Raw genomic sequence first — 17095 nt, forward strand, 5'->3', positions numbered from 1 at the left:
GGAACCGGCCTGTGTGAGGCGTGGCGCACTAGGGGATCGGTCACTGACACGATCAAGATGTGCTAAGGGAACCTTAAGCGCTGTACCCGGTACAGGGTTCGCGGGCTCTTGGTCCGGGGTTCGCCCGCCGGTGCGAGGCCGTTCACCGCGGCGGGTTCCACTGGGAAGATGTGGCTGGTCGAATGTCCTTCGTTCTGGGACCAGGGCCTGGTGCGGCCGCTGGTGACGGAGTCCGGCACGGTCGTGCTGCGGTGCGACTCGTGCCAGGCCGTCTGGCCGACGCCGGCCGACTTCGAGGAGATGGAGTGGGTCGAGCCCGACGAGCCGGACTGGCTGGTCGGGGCCGGGGTGCACGTCCGTCCGGGGACGGTCCGGTGGGCCGCGCGCCCGGACGTCGAGGCGGCGGGGATGGGCTCCCTGAAGTGGCGGGCGCTGCCTTAGCCGGTGGCGTCGATGGCCTTGGCCAGCTCGGCCGGCAGCTCGTACGGCGGCTCGTGGGGGACGAGCTTCACCGCCTTGTGCAGCTGGTCGGTGGCGAGGAGGCCGGAGATGTCGCGCATGACCGGCGTGACGTCGGTGATCGACTGGATCCATTCACCGACGTAGTGGTCGGTGGCATCGCCGGTCAGGCCGATCCGGATCGCGTCGAAGTTCAGCGGCGTGTGGTCGAGGTCTCGCTCCGCGTCCCATTGGATGAGCACCGGACCGCCGCTGCCCGAGTGGGAAAGCGCCCACTCGAAGCCGTCACGGGTGAGGTCGACGGCCAGGATGCGTTCCTGGCCGGGCTTGCTCCCGTTGCCGCTGCCGTAGGCCGCCCAGCGGAACGAAGGCACGAGCCACGTGGTGCCGTCGCGCTCCGCGAACGTCTGCTTTTCGAGCGCGGCGTCGGCGATCGCGGGCGAGCAGGCCTGGTAGACCCGGACGGTCGTCTCGGTCCGCGCCGCGCGAACCTGCCGGTCGGGGACCCGCTTCTCTTCGAACATGCCCGCCATGCTCCCAGCGCGGCGTGCCGTCGGCCACGAACTTTCGTGCTCAAGAGGGCATCGCGCGTGATCGGAGGGTCGACTCGCGTGATCAGAAGGTCGACACGCGTGATTGAGAAGTCGACACGCCGAACCAGGCCAAAGGCCGCCGTGTCGACTCGCCAATCACGCGTGTCGACCCTTCCGTCACGGTCAGCCGAGGGACCACAGGCGGGCGTACAGGCCCTCGGCCGCCAGCAGCTCTTCGTGGGTTCCGGTCTCCGCTATCCGGCCGTGATCCAGGACCACGATGCGGTCCGCGCGGGCCGCCGTGGCCAGGCGGTGGGCCACCACGAATGTCGTGCGCCTGTGGGACACCGTCTCCGTCGCGCGGAGGACCGCCGCCTCCGTCGAGGGGTCGAGGGCCGCCGTCGCCTCGTCGAGCAGCAGGACGTCCGGGTCCACCAGCTCCGCCCGGGCCAGCGCCACCAGCTGGCGCTGCCCCGCCGACAGCGACCGGCCGCGTTCGCCCACCGGCTGCAGGAAGCCCGCCGGCAGGGCCGCGACGCCGTCGAACGCGCCCACCGCGCGGACCGCCGCCTCCACCTCCGCGTCCGACGCCGCCGGGCGGCCGTAACGGACGTTGTCCGCCACCGTGCCCGAGAACAGGTGCGCCTCCTGCGGCACCACGCCCATCCGGCGCCGCAGCCCGGCGAGCTCGTACTCGCGGACGTCCGTGCCGTCGATCCGGACCTCGCCGCCGGTGACGTCGTAGTAGCGCGCCACCAGCTTCACCGCCGTCGACTTGCCCGCGCCGGTCGCGCCGACCAGCGCGATCGTCTCCCCGGCCGCGACGTCCAGCGAGAACTGCTCCAGCGCCTTCGCTTCGGCGCCGGTGTAGGAGAAGTCGACCTCCTTGAACGACACCTCGCCGCGCAGCCGGGCGGGCGCCGCGACGGCGTTCTCCGCCGCCGGCACCGACGTCGGCGTCCGCAGCAGGTCGCCGATCCGGTTCAGGCCGACGCGGGCCTGCTGGTAGCCGTCGAACACCGCCGACAGCTGCTGGATCGGCGAGAAGAACTGCTGCAGGTACAGCAGGAACCCGAGCAGGACGCCGGCCGACAGCGTCCCCGCCGAGACGCGGTTCGCGCCCGCGACCAGCACGGTCGTCGTCGCCAGGTCGGACATCAGCGCGACCAGCGGGAAGTACGTCGCGACGTACCGCTGCGCCCGCAGCCGCGAACGCCGGTAGTCGTCGCTGCGCGAAGCGAACGCTTGCGCGGAGCGGTCTTCGCGCGTGAACGCCTGGGCGACGCGCAGGCCGCTCATGTTCTCCTGCATGTCCGCGTTGACGAGGCTGACCCGCTCGCGGGCCTCGTTGTACGCCTTGGACGCCGCCCGTCGGAAGATCACGGTCGCGACGGCCAGCACCGGCACCATCGCCAGCGCGTACAGCGCCAGCCCGGCGTCGGTGACCAGCAGCGCCGCCGTGATCCCGGCCAGCGTCAGCGCGCTGACCACCGCGGTCGCCAGGCCGGTCTGCAGGAACGTCGAGAGCGCGTCGACGTCCGTGGTCATCCGGGTCATGATCTTCCCGGACAGCTCCCGCTCGTAGTAGTCGAGCCCGAGCCGCTGCAGGTGCGCGTAGCTGCGGACGCGCAACGCGTACAGCACCGTCTCGCCGACCCGCGAGGTCAGGCGGGTCTGCGCGAACACCACCGCCCAGTCGGCCGCGATCACCACGGCGCCGATCCCGGCGGCCAGCCAGATCATCCACTCCACGCCCGTGCGGACGCCGTGGTCGACGCCGAACTGGTAGAGCCCGGGCAGCGCGATCGACGCCAGCGCGTCCGCCGCCACCAGCCCCACCACCAGTGCCAAGGGCCAGCGGACCGGCCGCAGCAGCCGGGCCAGCCGGAAGCCGGGGTCGGGGGCGGTGACGTCCACATCGGACATCTGCGGCTCATCGGTGGCGGCCGGGAGCTTCCGCACGCCCTCGATCAGCTCCGGTGTCGGCGGCACGTCCAGGCCGCCACTGCCGCCGCCCCCGCCCACGAAGCCGCTGCTGTTCGGGTTGCCGCTGCGCAGGCGGGCCGCGTCGGCCAGGTCGTCGACCTCGTCCCGGCTTTCGTCGCGCGGCCACAGCGCCTGCGTGATGCCGGCCGGGCCGCAGTCCAGGCCCTCGCAGCGGTGCTTCTCCTCGACGTCGTCGCCCGGCCCCGCGATCAGCTCGCGGAACAGCGGGCAGCGCGCCATCAGCTCGTCTTCGGTGCCGACGTCGACGACGCGGCCCTCGTCGAGCACCGCGATCCGGTCGGCCAGGGCCAGCGTCGAGCGCCGGTGCGCGATCAGCAGCGTCGTCCGGCTCGCGGTGACCGAGCGCAGGGTGTCGTGGATCGCCGCCTCGGTCACGGTGTCGATGGCCGACGTCGCGTCGTCCAGGATCAGGATCCGCGGGTCGGTGATCAGGGCCCGGGCGAGCCCGAGCCGCTGCCGCTGGCCGCCCGACAGCGTCAGCCCGCGCTCGCCGACCAGCGTGTCGTAGCCGTCGGGCAGGGCGCGGATGAACTCGTCGGCCTCCGCCGCGCGCGCGGCCGCGACGATCTCTTCCTCGCTCGCGTCCGGGCGGCCGTACGCGATGTTGTCCCGGATCGACGAGGAGAACAGGAACGCCTCCTCGAACACCACGCCGATCGCCTGCCGCAGCTGCCGCAGCGGGATGTCCCGGACGTCGAGGCCGCCGACCCGCACCGAGCCCGAGTGCACGTCGTAGAACCGGGGCAGCAGCAGGGAGATCGTCGATTTCCCGGAGCCCGCGGTGCCGACCAGCGCGAGGGTCTCGCCCGGGTTCGCGGTGACCGAAAGCCCGGCCAGCACCGGGTCGGTGCGGGTGTAGCCGAACCGGACGTCGGCCAGCTCGACGCCGAGCGGCCCCGGCGGCAGCGGCCGCGCGTCGGGGGAGTCGACGACCTCCGGTTGCGCGTCGATCAGCTCGTACACGCGCTCGGCGCCGGCGCGGGTCAGCTGGGCCTGCACGACCAGGCCGGACAGCATCCGGGCCGGGCCGATCAGCGTCGCGAGGTAGGTCGCGAAGGCGAGGAAAGTGCCGAGGGTGATCGAGCCGTTCAGCGCGAGGACGCCGCCGATGCCGAGCACGGCGACCTGGCCGGCGGCCGGCAGGGCCGCGGTGGTCGCCGTCGGCAGCGCCGAGAGCTTCGCCGCGCGAAGCCGCTCCGCGAACAACTTGCGCGCGGTCCCTTCGAGCTTCGAGACCTCCTGCGTCTCCTGGCCGAAGCCCTTGACCACGCGGACGCCGGTGACGGTCTCCTCGACCTGCTGCGCGACGTCCGCCGCACGCTGCTGCGCCGACCACGTCGCCGGGAAGAGGCGCTTGCGGCTGCGCGTCACGATGATGCCGACCGCGGGCGTGACGACCAGCGCGATCAGCGTCAGCACCGGCGACATCCACAGCATCGCCGCGAACGACAGCAGCGCGAAGATCACCGAACCGAACGAGAGCGGGACCTGCATGAGGATCCCGGTGACCAGCTGCAGATCGGAGATGGCCCGCGAGACGACCTGGCCGGTGCGCAGCGCGTCCTGCTTGCCGCCGTCGAGGCGCGAGACCGCGTTGAAGACGCGCTGGCGCAGGTCGTGCTGGACGTCGAGGGCGAGCTTCCCGCCGAAGTAGCGGCGCAGGAACGCCGTGGCGAACGCGACCAGCTGCAGGGAAACCAGGAAGACGGCGATCCCGGGCAGCGCGCCGGTCTGCCCCGCCACCGCGTCGTCCACCGCCGTGCGCACCAGCAGCGGGCTCGCGGCCTGCACACCGACGCTGAACACGGCGGCGAGCAGCGACAGCACGACGATGGCGCGGTGCTCCCAGGCCGCGGCGGACAGCCGGCGGACCCAGCCGACGGTCTCAGCGGGTGGGAGCTCTTGACGGGTGCGGGGCGGAGCGATGGTCACGTTGTCACAGTAAGCGCCGCCACCGACAAAATATTTCCCGAAAAGCCGTGAAGGCCTCCTTACCGGCCCAAGACGCCGGTAAGGAGGCCTTCACGGACCACGGGAACTTACGTGATGTCGCGCTTCTGGTTGCCCGCCCAGCCGAGGCCGAAGAACACCATCGTCCACGCGAAGAAGATCAGCGCCGAGGCCCACCACGAGATCACGCCCGGCGCGCCCGCCGCGAGCTGCAGGCCCAGCGCCGACCAGTGGTCGACGCCGCCGGGCAGGTTGAGCGAGTTGATCCCGAACGCGTCCGCCGCGATCCCGCCCACGATCCCGTTGGCCGTGCCGTTCGGCAGGATCCCGCCCAGGATGTCGGCCGGGCCCCAGAGCGCGATGACCAGGACGTTCTCCACGATCAGGAACCACACCAGGAACAGCACCACCGCCAGCGGCACGTTGCGCAGCACCGCGCCGAACCCGATGCCGAACAGCGTCACCAGCACCGCGGCCAGGATCGTCCCGCCGAGCGCGGCCAGCCACTGGCCCGCGCTGGGCCACCGGCCGGAGTCGACCGACACCATCACCGCGACCGCCGAGACGCCGAAGCTCACCAGGCCGTAGATCGCACCCCAGGCCACGTAGGTCAGCATCTTCGCGGTCAGCGCCGCGATCCGGTTCGGCGCGGTCAGGAACGTCGTCGTGATCGTCTTGCTGCGGTACTCGCCGGCCAGCGCGAAGACGCCGAACAGCCCGGGGATGAGCTGCGCGATGTTCACGCCGTGCGCGAATGCCAGCAGCCCGACCGGCAGCTTGCTCGCGTCCAGACCGACCGCGCCCGCGACCTCGCGCGCGTCGCTCGAACCGATGAAGTCCGCGAAGTCGTTGGTGATCTTGCCCCAGACGAACGTCAGCCAGAACGCCACCAGCGCCAGCGGGATCAGCAGCACCCACCACGTGTTCAGGGAGAGCGTCTTGCGGAACTCCGCCTTGATCAGGTTGCCCATCACTGCTGCGGTCCTCCCCGGTACTGCTGCTGCGGACCCGACGGCGGATACCCCGGCGGCGGCGGGCCCTGATACTGCGGCTGCGGCGGGTAACCCGGCCCGCCGGCGTACTGGCCCTGCGTCAGCTGGAAGAACATCCGCTCCAGGTCGGCGTGGTCCTCCTGCATCCCGTAGACGGCGATCCCGGCCTTCGCGGAGATGTCACCGATCTGCTGGACGCTCGACCCGGCGACCGCGACCCGGCCGTCCGGCGTCGGCGAAACCCCCGTGATGCCGTTCTCCTGCAACGCTTTCACGAGCGCCGCGGGGTCCGCCGGCTGCACCAGCACGCGCGACTGCTGGCCCTTGCGCAGCTGGTCCAGCGAGCCGTAGTACCGCGTGACGCCCTGACTGATGATCACGACCTGGTCGATCAGCTGCTCGACCTCGTTGAGCAGGTGGCTCGACACCAGGACCGTCCGCCGCTGCTCCCGCGCGTACGAGCGCAGGAAGTTCCGCAGCCACAGGATGCCTTCGGGGTCGAGGCCGTTCGTCGGCTCGTCCAGCACCAGCACCTGTGGGTCACCCAGCAACGCCGTCGCGAGCGCCAGCCGCTGCCGCATGCCGAGGGAGAACCCGCCCGCCTTCCGGTCCGCGGCGCTGCCCAGGCCCACCAGGCCGAGCACCTCGTCGGCGCGCCGATCCGGCACCCCGATGGCCGCCGCGTACACGCGGAGGTGGTTGCGCGCCGTGCGGCTCGGGTGGAAACCCTCGTTCTCCAGCACCGAGCCCACGATCCGCGCCGGGTTCCCCAGCTGCGAGTGCGGACGCCCGTTGATCGTCGCCTGCCCCGCCGTGGGCGTCACCAGCCCGAGCAGCATCCGCAACGTCGTCGTCTTCCCGGCGCCGTTCGGACCCAGGAAACCCGTCACCGAACCCGGCTCGACCGTGAAGCTGAGGTTCTGCACCGCGTTCACCGCGCCGAACTGCTTGCTCAGGTTCTGCACCACAATCCGGCCACTGCCGTCGTGCATACCGTCCCCTAACGTTCCCGCTGATGCGGCGTCATCCTGCCCTACCCGCGCCGCTCGCGCGCACGGAACGGCCGAACCCGCGGGAAGCGACCTTCGTCACGTTCCGCTATCGCACGCGATCGCCCTGCGTGGCGCTTGTACCGCGCTGACCTGAGGTTTCGCGGTGGGGCACGTCGGCGGCTCAGATCAACTTGGTAAAGAATTCGTTCGACTTGCCGACCCGGTGCAGCGAAGTACGGCGATGCCCTCTAAGCTAGGACTCGGCGGCCCGCTCCCAATGACCCCCAGGTTGGTTGAGCGGGTCGCCGCTTACGTTCCGGGGCTTCGCTCCCTTCACTTCAGCCCATCTCCCGGGGGCCGAGCCCCCGGACCCCCACGGTGCCTCTGGCCCAGCTCCCAGCGTTGTCGCCTCTGCGTGGCTTGGTTCGGGCGGGTGGGTGGGCGGGTGGGCTCTGTTTTGTGTGGCATCGTGGCGCGGTGCGGATCTTGCTCGTGGAAGATGAACGGCGGCTCGCCGAGGCTCTGCGGGCCGGGCTGGGTGCCGAGGGCTATGCCGTCGATGTCGCCCACAACGGGCGGGATGCGCTCTGGCTCGCCACCGAACACCCCTACTCCGCCATCATCCTCGACATCATGCTGCCCGGCCTGAACGGCTACCGCGTCTGCCGGCGGCTGCGGGACCAGGGCGACAGCACCCCCATCCTCATGCTCACCGCCAAGGACGGCGAGGACGACGAGATCGAGGCCCTCGACACCGGCGCCGACGACTTCCTGCCCAAGCCCTTCTCTTACGGTGTACTGCTCTCGCGGCTGCGCGCCCTCATCCGGCGAGGCGGCGCCACCCGGCCGGGGGTCCTCAAACTGGGTGACCTCGAACTCGACCAGGCCGGCCGGACGTGCCGGCGCGGGACCGCCGACATCGCCCTCACCGGCAAGGAGTTCGCCCTCCTCGCCTACCTCATGCAACGGGCCGGGCAGGTCGTCACCAAGGCCGAACTCGTCGACAACCTCTGGGACTTCGCCGCCTCCGCGACGGCCAACCTGGTCGAGGTGCACGTCAGTGCCCTGCGGCGGAAGATCGACGTCCCGTTCGGCGCCGAGACCATCCGTACGGTCCGCGGGGCCGGCTACCACGTGGTGCCGGCGGGTGCCTAGCTTCCTTCGCGCCACCCGCTTCCGCGTCGCGGTGACGGCCTTCGCCGCCTCGGCCGTGGCGCTCTTCGCCGGCGTCGAGATCGACCGCGAGGGCCAAGCCGCCGTCGAATCCGTCCGGACCGTGCTCACCTTCGGTGTCCCCGCGGTCGCGCTGCTCATCGGCGTCATCGCGTGGCTCGCGACCGCGACGACGGCGGATCGGGACTGGGCCTGGCGATCGTCGCCGACATCGCGCGCGCCCACGGCGGCACGGCTGCGGTCGACGGCGCGAACCGGTTCGTCGTCCGGCTTCCGGAGCTGAAGCCGTCTTAAGCCCGCTTCAGGCTGGGTTCAGCGTCAGCGACCGACGCTGCGGGCATGATCATCTCGTGGCGGCCCCTCGACCACGCCGAATACCGCGCGTCGTCGTGGTTCCCCGGTCTCACCGGTCTGCGCGCGCTCGCCGCGCCGGCCGTCGTGTTCTTCCACTACGGCGGCCCGGTCGTCGACCGGCTGCAGGGCTGGATCGCCGTCCAGCTGTTCTTCGTGCTGTCCGGCTTCCTCATCACGACGCTGGCGCTGCGCGAAGAGGACCGCACCGGCCGGATCTCGGTGCGCGGCTTCTACATGCGCCGCGTTTTCCGGATCATGCCGGTCTACTTCCTGCTGCTCGGCCTGACGGCGCTGGCGGTGACGCTCGCCGGCACGTACCAGAGCAGCCGGCTCGGCGACGCGATGCCGTACTACCTGACCTTCTTCAACGAAGTCGTCGACTTCAACACGCCGTACCCGACGTCGTGGTCGCTGGGCGTGGAGGAGAAGTTCTACCTCGGCTGGCCCGCGCTGCTCGTGCTGACGTCGTCCGCGAAGTCCGGCAAGATCGCGCTGCGCCTGCTGATCGGCGCGGGTGCGATGGGGTTCGTGCTCGGCGTGCTGCCGCTGGCGCCGTCACACCAGTGGGCGAGCCTGCTGGTGCACTACGGCTCACTGGTCGTCGGCTGCCTGCTCGCGCTGACCCTGCACCACCCGCGCGGGTTCGCCGTGCTGCGGCCGCTGACCAGCCCGGCCGCGGCGGTGCTGGTCGCGCTGGGGTTCTGCGGGCTGCAGCTGTCGGTCAAGCCGCTGGGGGAAGCGCTCGGCGGGAACTGGCAGTTCGTCGTCCCGATCTACGCGGTGGGCGCGGCGCTGCTGCTCGTCGCGGTGATCGCGCGGGGTCCGGTCCGGCGGCTGCTCGCGAGCCGGCCGCTCACCTACATCGGTGATCGGTCCTACGCGCTGTACCTGGCCCAGACCGGGGCCGCGGGCGTGACCGGGCTCCTGCTGCCGACGGGCCTGGCGAAGGCCGTCGCGACTTCCGCCGTCGCGCTGGTCTTCGCGGGCGGCCTGCGGCGGTGGGTCGAGCTGCCTGCGATCGCTGTCGGGCGGCGGCTCGTGGCAAAAGGGGAGCGGGCCCCTGCCGCGGAACGACAGGGACCCGCTCGGGTGAAATAAGGATCAGGCGAGCACGGTCTCCAGCGCCGTGTGCGGCAGGTCATGGGCGACCGCGACCGGGCCGTTCGTCAGGGCGCCCGCGTGCGTGTTGAGGCCCTTCGCCAGCGCCGCGTCGGCCTGCAGCGCGGCCTTCCAGCCGTGCTCGGCCAGCTGTACAGCGTAAGGCAGCGTGACGTTGGTGAGGCCGTAGGTCGACGTCCTCGGCACCGCGCCGGGCATGTTCGCGACGCAGTAGAAGACCGACTCGTGCACGGTGTAAGTCGGGTCGTCGTGCGTGGTCGGGCGCGAGTCGGCGAAGCACCCGCCCTGGTCGATCGCGATGTCGACGAGCACGCTGCCGGCCTTCATGCGGGCCACCAGCTCGTTCGAGACCAGCTTCGGCGCCTTCGCGCCCGGGACCAGCACCGCGCCGATGACCAGGTCGGCCTGCAGCACGGACTCCTCGACGGACAGGCGGTTCGACGTCACCGTGCGGATGCGGCCGCCGAAATCGTTGTCGATCTGGCGCAGGCGGTCGACGTTGGTGTCCAGGATCTCGACGTCCGAGCCGAGGCCCAGCGCGACGCGGGCGGCGTTCAGGCCGGCGACACCGCCACCGATCACGACGACGCGCGCCGGGTGCACACCCGGGATGCCGCCCGGCAGCACGCCGCGGCCGCCGCTGGGCTTCATCAGCGAGAACGCGCCGACCTGCGGGGCCAGCCGGCCCGCGACCTCGGACATCGGGGCGAGCAGCGGCAGCGCGCCGTTCGCGGTCTGCACGGTCTCGTAGGCGATCGCGGTGGTGCCGGCGGCCAGCAGCGCGTCGGTCAGCGGCCGGTCGGCGGCGATGTGCAGGTAGGTGAACAGGACCTGGTCGGCGCGCAGCCGGGGGTACTCCTCGGCGATCGGCTCCTTGACCTTGAGGACGAGCTCGCCCTCGGCCCAGGTCTCGTCGGCGGTGGCGAGGATCTTCGCGCCGGCGGCGACGTACTCGTCGTCGGAGATGGACGAGCCGACGCCCGCGCCGGTCTCGACGAAGACGTCGTGCCCGCGGCCGACCAGCTCGTGCACCCCGGCCGGGGTCAGCGCGACCCGGTACTCGTGCTTCTTGATTTCACGGGGAACGGCGATACGCACGGTCGGCCTCCTGGGTCGGTCTGCGTCCGGATTCGGTGCGGTGGTGCCACTCACGGTGAACCACCCGGACGGCGGAGTCATCGTGCTGAGCGGACATTTTTTCGCGGCAATCGTGGTGCTGGGCGGACAAGAACGTTGACTTCGACCGCGCTGGAGGTTGCAGCGTGGAGCGATGAGAGCTGTGTGGTTGCGGGAGTTCGGCGGGCCGGAAGTACTGGAGCCGGGGGACGCGCCGGACCCGGTCCCCGGGTCCGGCCAGGTGCTGGTCGAAGTGGCGTTCGCGAACACCACGTTCGTCGAGACGCAGGTGCGGGCCGGGACGGGACCGTTCCGGCCGGTGTTGCCGGTGATCCCCGGCAACGGCGTCGGCGGCGTGATCAGCACGGTCGGCCCGGGCGCGGACCCGGGGCTCGCGGGGCAGCGGGTGGTGACGTCGACCGGCGGTTCCGGCGGGTACGCCCAGCGCGTCGCGGTGGACGCGGCGGCGGTGTTCGCGGTGCCGGACGCGCTGGCGCTCGACGCGGCGGTGGCGCTGCTCGCGGACGGCCGGACCGCGACGGGCTTGGTCCATGCCACCAGGGTGCGGCCGGGCGATCGAGTCCTGGTCGAGGCGGCGGCGGGCGGCGTCGGAGGGCTGCTGGTCCAGCTGGCGAAGGCGGCGGGAGCGTCGGTGGTCGGCGCGGCGGGCGGGCCGGCGAAGGTGGCTCACGTCGTGGGGGCGGACGTCGTGGTCGACTACCTGACTCCGGACTGGGCGTCCTCGGTCGGCGAGGTCGACGTCGTCTTCGACGGCGTGGGCGGGGAGATCGGCACGGCGGCGTTCGGGCTGCTGCGTCCGGGTGGGCGGATGGCGGTGTACGGCCTGGCGGGCGGTTCGTGGGCGGAAGTGTCCGAAGAGGACGCTGCTTCTCGGGGCGTCTCGCTGGTGCGCTCGATCGGGAGCCCGGCGGAGATGCGGGCGTTCACGGAGTCGGCGCTGTCCGAAGCGGCGGCCGGCCGGTTGGTCCCGGTGATCGGCCGGCGGTTCCCGTTGGAGAAGGCCGCGGACGCCCATGCGGCGATGGAGTCGCGCACCACCGTGGGCAAGACGCTGCTGGTGGCATGAGCGGGTTCGACGTCGAGGAGTTCCTGGCGCGGCCCCTCACCGCGCGGGTCGCCACGGACGGGCCGACCGTGCGGCCCACGTGGTACCTCTGGGAAGCCGGCGCGTTCTGGATCCTCAGCGGCCCGTGGTCCCGGCTGCCCGCGCGGGTCCGGGCGCGACCGCGGATCGCGCTCACCGTGGACATCTGCGAGCTGGACACCGGTGTCGTCCGGCAGGTCGTGGCGAGCGGTGACGCGCAACTGCGCCCGTTCGACGTTGCCCGCGGGCGACGGAAGCTCGTCCGCTACCTCGGTTCCGACGAAACGCGCTGGGATCCGAGGTTCCGCGCGTACCTGCACGACAACGCCGACACGGTCTGGGTGCGCTTGCGGCCGTCGCGGCTGGTCGCGAAGGACCTCGGTTACCAAGTGCCGTGAAGGGCCCCCTCATGGACTTAAAAGCCATGAGGGGGCCCTTCACGGAAAGAAGAGGTCAGGCGCGGTAGGCCGACCAGGAGCTGTTCATCCGCGTCGTCTGGCCCGCGGTGAACTCGTACATGCAGCCGTCGTAGCTGTAGTCCATGAAGTTGTGGATCGGGTCGCTGCCCGCCGCCGAGCACGTGTTCTTGCTCGCCGGGCAGCCGGACGTCGCCGTCGCTTCGGCCGGCGTGTCCGACACGTAGTCGCCCGAACCGGAGCAGCCGCCCTGGAACGTGTGGTAGAGCCCCATCCAGTGGCCGATCTCGTGCGTGGCCGTGTCGCCCTCGTTGTAGTTCGTCGCCGAGCGGCCCGGGAGGGACTCGTCGAGGATCACCACGCCGTCCATCTTCGGCGCCGAGGTGTAGTTCCAGGGGAACGTCGCCCAGCCGAGCAGGTCGTCACCGAGGTTGGCGGTGTAGACGTTCAGCGCGTTCTTGCCGCCCTTGTGCAGCGCGTTCTTCATGTTTCGCTCGGCCGATGTGCCGTCGGTGATGCCGTTGTACCAGGTGGAGTTGTTCGTGTAGTCCGTGCTCACCAGCGAGAAGCTGTAGCCGCTCTTCGCGTACGCGCTGTTGAGGACCGAGATCTGCTTGGTGATCGTCGCGGCCGGCAGGTTGCCGGTCGAGCCGCTGGTGATCACGTGGAAGTACACCGGGATCGAGACGGCCGCCGCGGCGAACGCCGTGCGCTTCCCGGCGAGCCTGCTCTGCATGTCCGCTTCGACGCGGGCCGCCTCGGCCGGCGACAGGCTGTCGGCGTGGCCGTCCTTGCTGCGGTCCGCGCTCTGGGTCGGGGTGAAGCAGTCGCCGGCGGGCGCCGCTACCGCGCTCCCTGCTGTGGTGCCCGGGACGACCAGGGCGACCAGGGAGAGCGCGGACACCGCACCCAGCTTGACGGCCCTGCGAAACCGCTCCGAACTGCTCATGGACACTCCTCTGCGACGACCCGGCTACCCCGGGTGCTGCGAAGAAAATGCGTCAGGCGATCACCGGAATCCACCATCTTTCGGCTGGAAAAGACAATCGGAACGTTCGGCGCGATCCATGCGGAGTAGTGCATGGGTCGTGGGATGAGCCGAACGGCGCAGTCAGCTCCAGCGCAGGGCGACGAGCTGGGTGATCAGCGCCAGCCGGACGTCGGGGTCGTCGAGGTCCAGCGGCACCAGTTCCAGGAGCTTGCGCATCCGGTACCGCAGGGTGTTCGGGTGGATCCGCAGCTCGCGCGCCGCCGCGCGCGGGTCGCCCGGGTGCCGCAGCCACTCGTACAGCGTCTCGACGTAGCCGGCCTTGCCCGTCTCGTCGTGCGCGCGCAGGGCGCCCAGGGGGCCGAGCTCCGCGACCTTCGCTCCGGCCGCCGCCGTCGCGCCGCGGTGCAGCGTCAACGCCGTCCAGGCTTCGTCGAAGGTGATCACGCGCTCGTCGAGGATTTCCGCGCGCAGCAGGCCGAGGGCTTCGTCGGCTTGGAGGCGCGACGCGGACAGGTCGCCGATTTCGCCCGGTGCGCCGGCCGCCGCCCGCGGAGCGCCGCCGCGCCGGGAAGCCGCGGTCGTCAGCGCCTCGCGCAGCTCTTCCCAGCCGCCGGGGCCCGGCCGGTCGGGCACCACGGCGTAGAGCAGCCCGGCCAGCTCGGTCGCCACCGGACGGCGCCCGATGCCCTGGGAGATCCGTTCGAGCAGGGCGAGGCGCAGGCCCTCGGCGTCGCGCCCGTCGCCGCCGGTGACCTCGATGGCGACTACCCGGTGCGGCTCGTCGGACAGGTCCAGCTCGGCCATCGCCTTGCGCGGGTTCGCCCGGCCTTCGAGCACCCCGCGCAGCAGCTCGGCGGACGCGCGGCGCTGCGCGTCGGTGTGCGCGCGGCGGCGCAGCAGGTGCAGCGCGACGACGGGGGCGGCGTCGGCGAAGGCGGCCGCGCGCTCGTCGGACACCGGCCCGGCGACGACCGCCCACATCGACCCGAGCAGCTCGCCGCCCATCCGGATCGGCACGATCAGCCGCGGCAGCGTGCCGTCGCGCTGGGCGGGGACGAAGATCGTCTGCCGGCCGCGCGACAGCTCGCGGAACACCCCGCGCGAGCGGAACCGCGCGAGGACGTCGTCCGGGATGCGGCGGCCCATGATCGTGGCGACGCGCGCGGGGTCGGTGAGGTCTTGGCGCGCGGAGTAGGCGAGCACGCGGGAGTTGGTGTCCTCGATGGTCACCGGCGCGTCCACGACGGAGGCGACGGCGTCGGCGAGGCGGAAGAGGTCGCCGGAGCCGGGGTCGAGGTCCTCGGACTCGTCGGCGAGGGCGTCGAGGACGGTCCGCAGCAGCCAGACGAGCTGGGCCCACGACGTCGCGGCGTGCACCTGGACGAGCGCGACCCCGCTGGTCTTCGCGGCGCGCTTGACCGCGGCGGCCACGGGCGGTTTCAGCAGGACGGCGGCAGCGCCCTGCTCGGCACTCCGCTTCACCAGCTGGGCGGCATCGTCGGGCCCGGTGATGGCGACGCCGAGCACGAGATCCCCGGCGGCGACGGTGAGGCTCCCGCCGGGCTCGGCGATGACGACATCGGCGACGGCGGGCGAGTCGTCGGGCACCTGGAGCGCGTGGAGCAGCGTCGGCCCCACCCGGTCGACCACGCTGCGCACCGAGACCACGACGTCATTCTGGCCGAGAAACCGGTGGACGGCTCGGTAGGGTCGGACCGGTGAGCGACGCGCGGCGGATCGTCGAATCCGGCTACGACAGCTCGGCGGAGCGGTACCTCGAGTGGAGCGCGCGGATCGCGGACGATCCGCGGCTGCGCTTCCTGGCCGAGCTGACCGACCGGCTCGCCGACGGCGCCCAGGTGCTCGACCTGGGGTGCGGCGCGGGTGTGCCTTGCACCGCGCTGCTCGCCGAACGGCACGACGTCCTCGGCGTCGACCTCTCCGCGGCGCAGCTCGACCTCGCGCGGCGCAACGTCCCCGGAGCGAGGTTCGAGAAGGCGGACATGGCCGCGGTGTCCTTTCCGGACGGCAGCTTCGACGCCGTGACGGCGTTCTACTCGGTGCTGCACGTCCCGCGCGAGGAGCAGGGCGCGCTCTTCTCCCGGATCGCGCGCTGGCTGCGGCCGGGCGGCTGGTTCCTCGCCGCCCTCGGGTGCAGCGAGGCGAACGGCGTCCAGGACGACTGGCTCGGCACGCCGATGTTCTTCAGCAGCCACGCCCCCGAAGTCAACCGGCGGCTGCTGACGGCGGCCGGGTTCAGCCTCGTCGTCGACGAGCCGGTGACCATGCACGAGCCGGAAGGGGCGGCGACCTTCCACTGGGTGCTCGGCCGCCGCCTGGCCGGCTAGCGGGACAGCACCGCGTCCAGGACCTGCCGCAGCTCGCTCGCCGGGTCGTCGACCGGCTCCTTCGCGCGCCACGCCACGATGCCGTCCGGGCGCACGAGCGACGCGCCGCCCGCTGAGAGGCCGTAGCGCGAGGCGAACGCGTCGTCGTCGATCCCGTGGCAGCCGACGCCGGCCGAGGCCGCGGCAGCGGACCACCGCGACCCGTCGCCCGCGCAGAGCAGCACCCACGACCGCCCCAGCAGGTCCACAGTGGACTCCATCCCCGGCGCCCGGAAGCCGGGCCGTCCGGTCGGCGCGTGGATGTCCTCGACGCGCTCGCCGTCGTCCGGCTCCTCGGAAAGCACCGCCGTCGAGCGGTAGCGGAACCCGAGGATGGCGTTCAGCAGGTCCACCGGCTCGGTGATCCCCGAGACGTCGAGGCCGGGGTGCATCCGCTGCTTCATGTTGTGCAGCGAGGTGTCGATGATCATCCGGGCGATCGGCCGCCGCTCGGCTTCGTAGGTGTCGAGCAGCGCCGGGCCCGCCTCGCCGCGCAGCACCGTGGCGAGCTTCCACGCGATGTCGGCGGCGTCGCCGACCGCCGTGTTGCCGCCCTGGCCGCCGGTCGGCGGCGTCACCTTCGCCGCGTCGCCGGCCAGGAAGACCCGCCCCTCGCGGAACCGGTCGGCCAGCCGCGCGGCGATCTCCCACGAGCCCGTCCAGACGATCTCGGGCTCCAGGTCCGGCAGGTCGGTGGCCGCGCGGATCATCGACACGAGCCGATCGTGGGGGAAGTCCGCCGGGGATTCGCCGCGAGAAGGGAAGTAGTCCGGCGCGAAGACGTACCGGTTCGGCACGTCGGTGTTGACCAGCCCCGCGGTGAAGTCCGGGTGCTGCAGGTAGAACAGGTCGCTCACCTCGGGCTGGACGCGGTCGCCGAGGTCGGCGTCGAACACGACGCCGAGGCAGTGGCTCAGCGCGTCCATCCCGGTGGTCCCGATGCCCAGCCGGGCCCGGATGCCGCTGCGCCCGCCGTCGGCGGCGACGACGTAGTCCGCGCGCACCACCGTCTCCTCGCCGGAGTCACGGTGCCGCAGCGTCGCGGTGACGCCGTCGTCGTCCTGGGTCAGTTCGACGAGTTCGGTGCGGAACCGGACGCGCGCACCGGCCTTCTCGGCGTGCGCGAGCAGGATCGGCTCGACGACGTCCTGCCCGGCCATGCCGGCGGGCAGCGTCGTCGAGGCCGAGACGTCGAACTCGCTGCCGTCCTCCATGAGCCGGTGCAGGACGCGGCCGGCCAGGCTGGTCGCGACGGTGATCCGCAGCCCCTGCGACGCCCGCGGGCTCACGTCGAGGACCTCACGGTCGATTCCTGCCCAGTGGAACAGCTCCATCGTGCGCCAGTTCTGCCCGGCGGCTCGCGAGTGGACCGACGTGCCGGGGTGCCGCTCGACCGTCAGGACGTCCACTCCTTCCCGCGCCAGGAACAGTGACGCCGACAGTCCGCCCAGTCCGGCCCCCACGACCAGCACCTGTACCCGCTCCGTCATGATTTCCTCCC

The 17095-nt window shown here is 71.9% G+C and carries 15 protein-coding genes; 7 read left to right on the forward strand and 8 right to left on the reverse strand.

The annotated features are described in order from the left end of the window. Nucleotides 1–168 precede the first annotated feature (168 nt). A complete protein-coding gene (locus AB0N03_RS00205) occupies nucleotides 169–441 on the forward strand; it encodes a hypothetical protein (RefSeq protein ID WP_364362966.1) in 273 nt (90 codons plus the stop codon). On the opposite strand, the gene AB0N03_RS00210 is transcribed toward AB0N03_RS00205, so the two are convergent. From AB0N03_RS00210 to AB0N03_RS00225, 4 genes are all read right to left on the reverse strand, one after another. Continuing rightward, nucleotides 438–983 carry a DUF4291 family protein gene (locus AB0N03_RS00210; RefSeq protein ID WP_364362968.1) on the reverse strand — a complete coding sequence of 182 codons (546 nt, stop codon included), beginning with the start codon at nucleotides 981–983 and terminating at the stop codon, nucleotides 438–440. The genes AB0N03_RS00205 and AB0N03_RS00210 overlap by 4 nt on opposite strands. Nucleotides 984–1175: 192 nt before the next feature. Beyond that, complete coding sequence (locus AB0N03_RS00215; RefSeq protein WP_364362970.1) at nucleotides 1176–4931, reverse strand: ABC transporter ATP-binding protein; 3756 nt, start codon at nucleotides 4929–4931, stop codon at nucleotides 1176–1178. A gap of 107 nt (nucleotides 4932–5038) precedes the next feature. Then, nucleotides 5039–5920: an ABC transporter permease subunit gene (locus AB0N03_RS00220; protein WP_364362972.1), complete on the reverse strand. Its 882-nt coding sequence runs from the start codon at nucleotides 5918–5920 to the stop codon at nucleotides 5039–5041. Further along, nucleotides 5920–6933 carry an ABC transporter ATP-binding protein gene (locus tag AB0N03_RS00225; protein WP_364362974.1) on the reverse strand — a complete coding sequence of 338 codons (1014 nt, stop codon included), beginning with the start codon at nucleotides 6931–6933 and terminating at the stop codon, nucleotides 5920–5922. Before AB0N03_RS00225 ends, AB0N03_RS00220 begins: the two co-directional genes overlap by 1 nt. A gap of 477 nt (nucleotides 6934–7410) precedes the next feature. Between AB0N03_RS00225 and AB0N03_RS00230 the strand changes: the two genes are divergently transcribed. The 3 genes from AB0N03_RS00230 to AB0N03_RS00240 are packed head-to-tail and all read left to right on the forward strand — an operon-like array spanning nucleotide 7411 to nucleotide 9558. Beyond that, nucleotides 7411–8088 carry a response regulator transcription factor gene (locus AB0N03_RS00230; RefSeq protein WP_364362976.1) on the forward strand — a complete coding sequence of 226 codons (678 nt, stop codon included), beginning with the start codon at nucleotides 7411–7413 and terminating at the stop codon, nucleotides 8086–8088. Further along, nucleotides 8081–8389 (forward strand): hypothetical protein, encoded by a 309-nt coding sequence (locus AB0N03_RS00235; RefSeq protein ID WP_364362978.1) that lies wholly within the window; start codon nucleotides 8081–8083, stop codon nucleotides 8387–8389. Before AB0N03_RS00230 ends, AB0N03_RS00235 begins: the two co-directional genes overlap by 8 nt. A 56-nt stretch (nucleotides 8390–8445) precedes the next feature. Continuing rightward, complete coding sequence (locus AB0N03_RS00240) at nucleotides 8446–9558, forward strand: acyltransferase (RefSeq protein WP_364362980.1); 1113 nt, start codon at nucleotides 8446–8448, stop codon at nucleotides 9556–9558. A gap of 3 nt (nucleotides 9559–9561) precedes the next feature. Here the strand turns inward: AB0N03_RS00240 and ald are convergent, their stop codons facing one another. Continuing rightward, entirely contained in the window at nucleotides 9562–10677 is a 1116-nt protein-coding gene (gene ald / locus AB0N03_RS00245) for an alanine dehydrogenase (RefSeq protein ID WP_364362982.1), read from the reverse strand. Between the two features lie 172 nt (nucleotides 10678–10849). On the opposite strand from ald, the gene AB0N03_RS00250 reads away from it, so the two are divergent. Both AB0N03_RS00250 and AB0N03_RS00255 read left to right on the forward strand, forming a co-directional pair. Continuing rightward, the gene (locus AB0N03_RS00250) at nucleotides 10850–11782 is read left to right on the forward strand and encodes a zinc-binding dehydrogenase (RefSeq protein WP_364362984.1); all 933 of its coding nucleotides are present in this window, start codon (nucleotides 10850–10852) and stop codon (nucleotides 11780–11782) included. Then, on the forward strand, nucleotides 11779–12198 hold the full coding sequence (locus AB0N03_RS00255; RefSeq protein WP_364362986.1) for a pyridoxamine 5'-phosphate oxidase family protein: 420 nt from the start codon (nucleotides 11779–11781) through the stop codon (nucleotides 12196–12198). The genes AB0N03_RS00250 and AB0N03_RS00255 overlap by 4 nt, the downstream gene beginning before the upstream one ends. 55 nt (nucleotides 12199–12253) lie before the next feature. On the opposite strand, the gene AB0N03_RS00260 is transcribed toward AB0N03_RS00255, so the two are convergent. Together AB0N03_RS00260 and AB0N03_RS00265 are read right to left on the reverse strand one after the other, a co-directional pair. Next, the gene (locus AB0N03_RS00260) at nucleotides 12254–13165 is read right to left on the reverse strand and encodes a zinc metalloprotease (protein ID WP_364362988.1); all 912 of its coding nucleotides are present in this window, start codon (nucleotides 13163–13165) and stop codon (nucleotides 12254–12256) included. Nucleotides 13166–13327: 162 nt separating this feature from the next. After that, nucleotides 13328–14875: a helix-turn-helix domain-containing protein gene (locus AB0N03_RS00265; protein ID WP_364362990.1), complete on the reverse strand. Its 1548-nt coding sequence runs from the start codon at nucleotides 14873–14875 to the stop codon at nucleotides 13328–13330. Nucleotides 14876–14925: 50 nt separating this feature from the next. Here AB0N03_RS00265 and AB0N03_RS00270 point away from each other — a divergent pair, with 50 nt between their 5' ends. Continuing rightward, a complete protein-coding gene (locus AB0N03_RS00270) occupies nucleotides 14926–15555 on the forward strand; it encodes a class I SAM-dependent methyltransferase (RefSeq protein ID WP_364362992.1) in 630 nt (209 codons plus the stop codon). On the opposite strand, the gene rdmE is transcribed toward AB0N03_RS00270, so the two are convergent. Further along, nucleotides 15552–17084 carry an aklavinone 12-hydroxylase RdmE gene (gene rdmE / locus AB0N03_RS00275; protein ID WP_364362993.1) on the reverse strand — a complete coding sequence of 511 codons (1533 nt, stop codon included), beginning with the start codon at nucleotides 17082–17084 and terminating at the stop codon, nucleotides 15552–15554. The genes AB0N03_RS00270 and rdmE overlap by 4 nt on opposite strands. Nucleotides 17085–17095 lie beyond the last annotated feature (11 nt).

This window comes from Amycolatopsis sp. NPDC051061, from assembly GCF_040682935.1.
Classification (GTDB): Bacteria; Actinomycetota; Actinomycetes; order Mycobacteriales; family Pseudonocardiaceae; genus Amycolatopsis.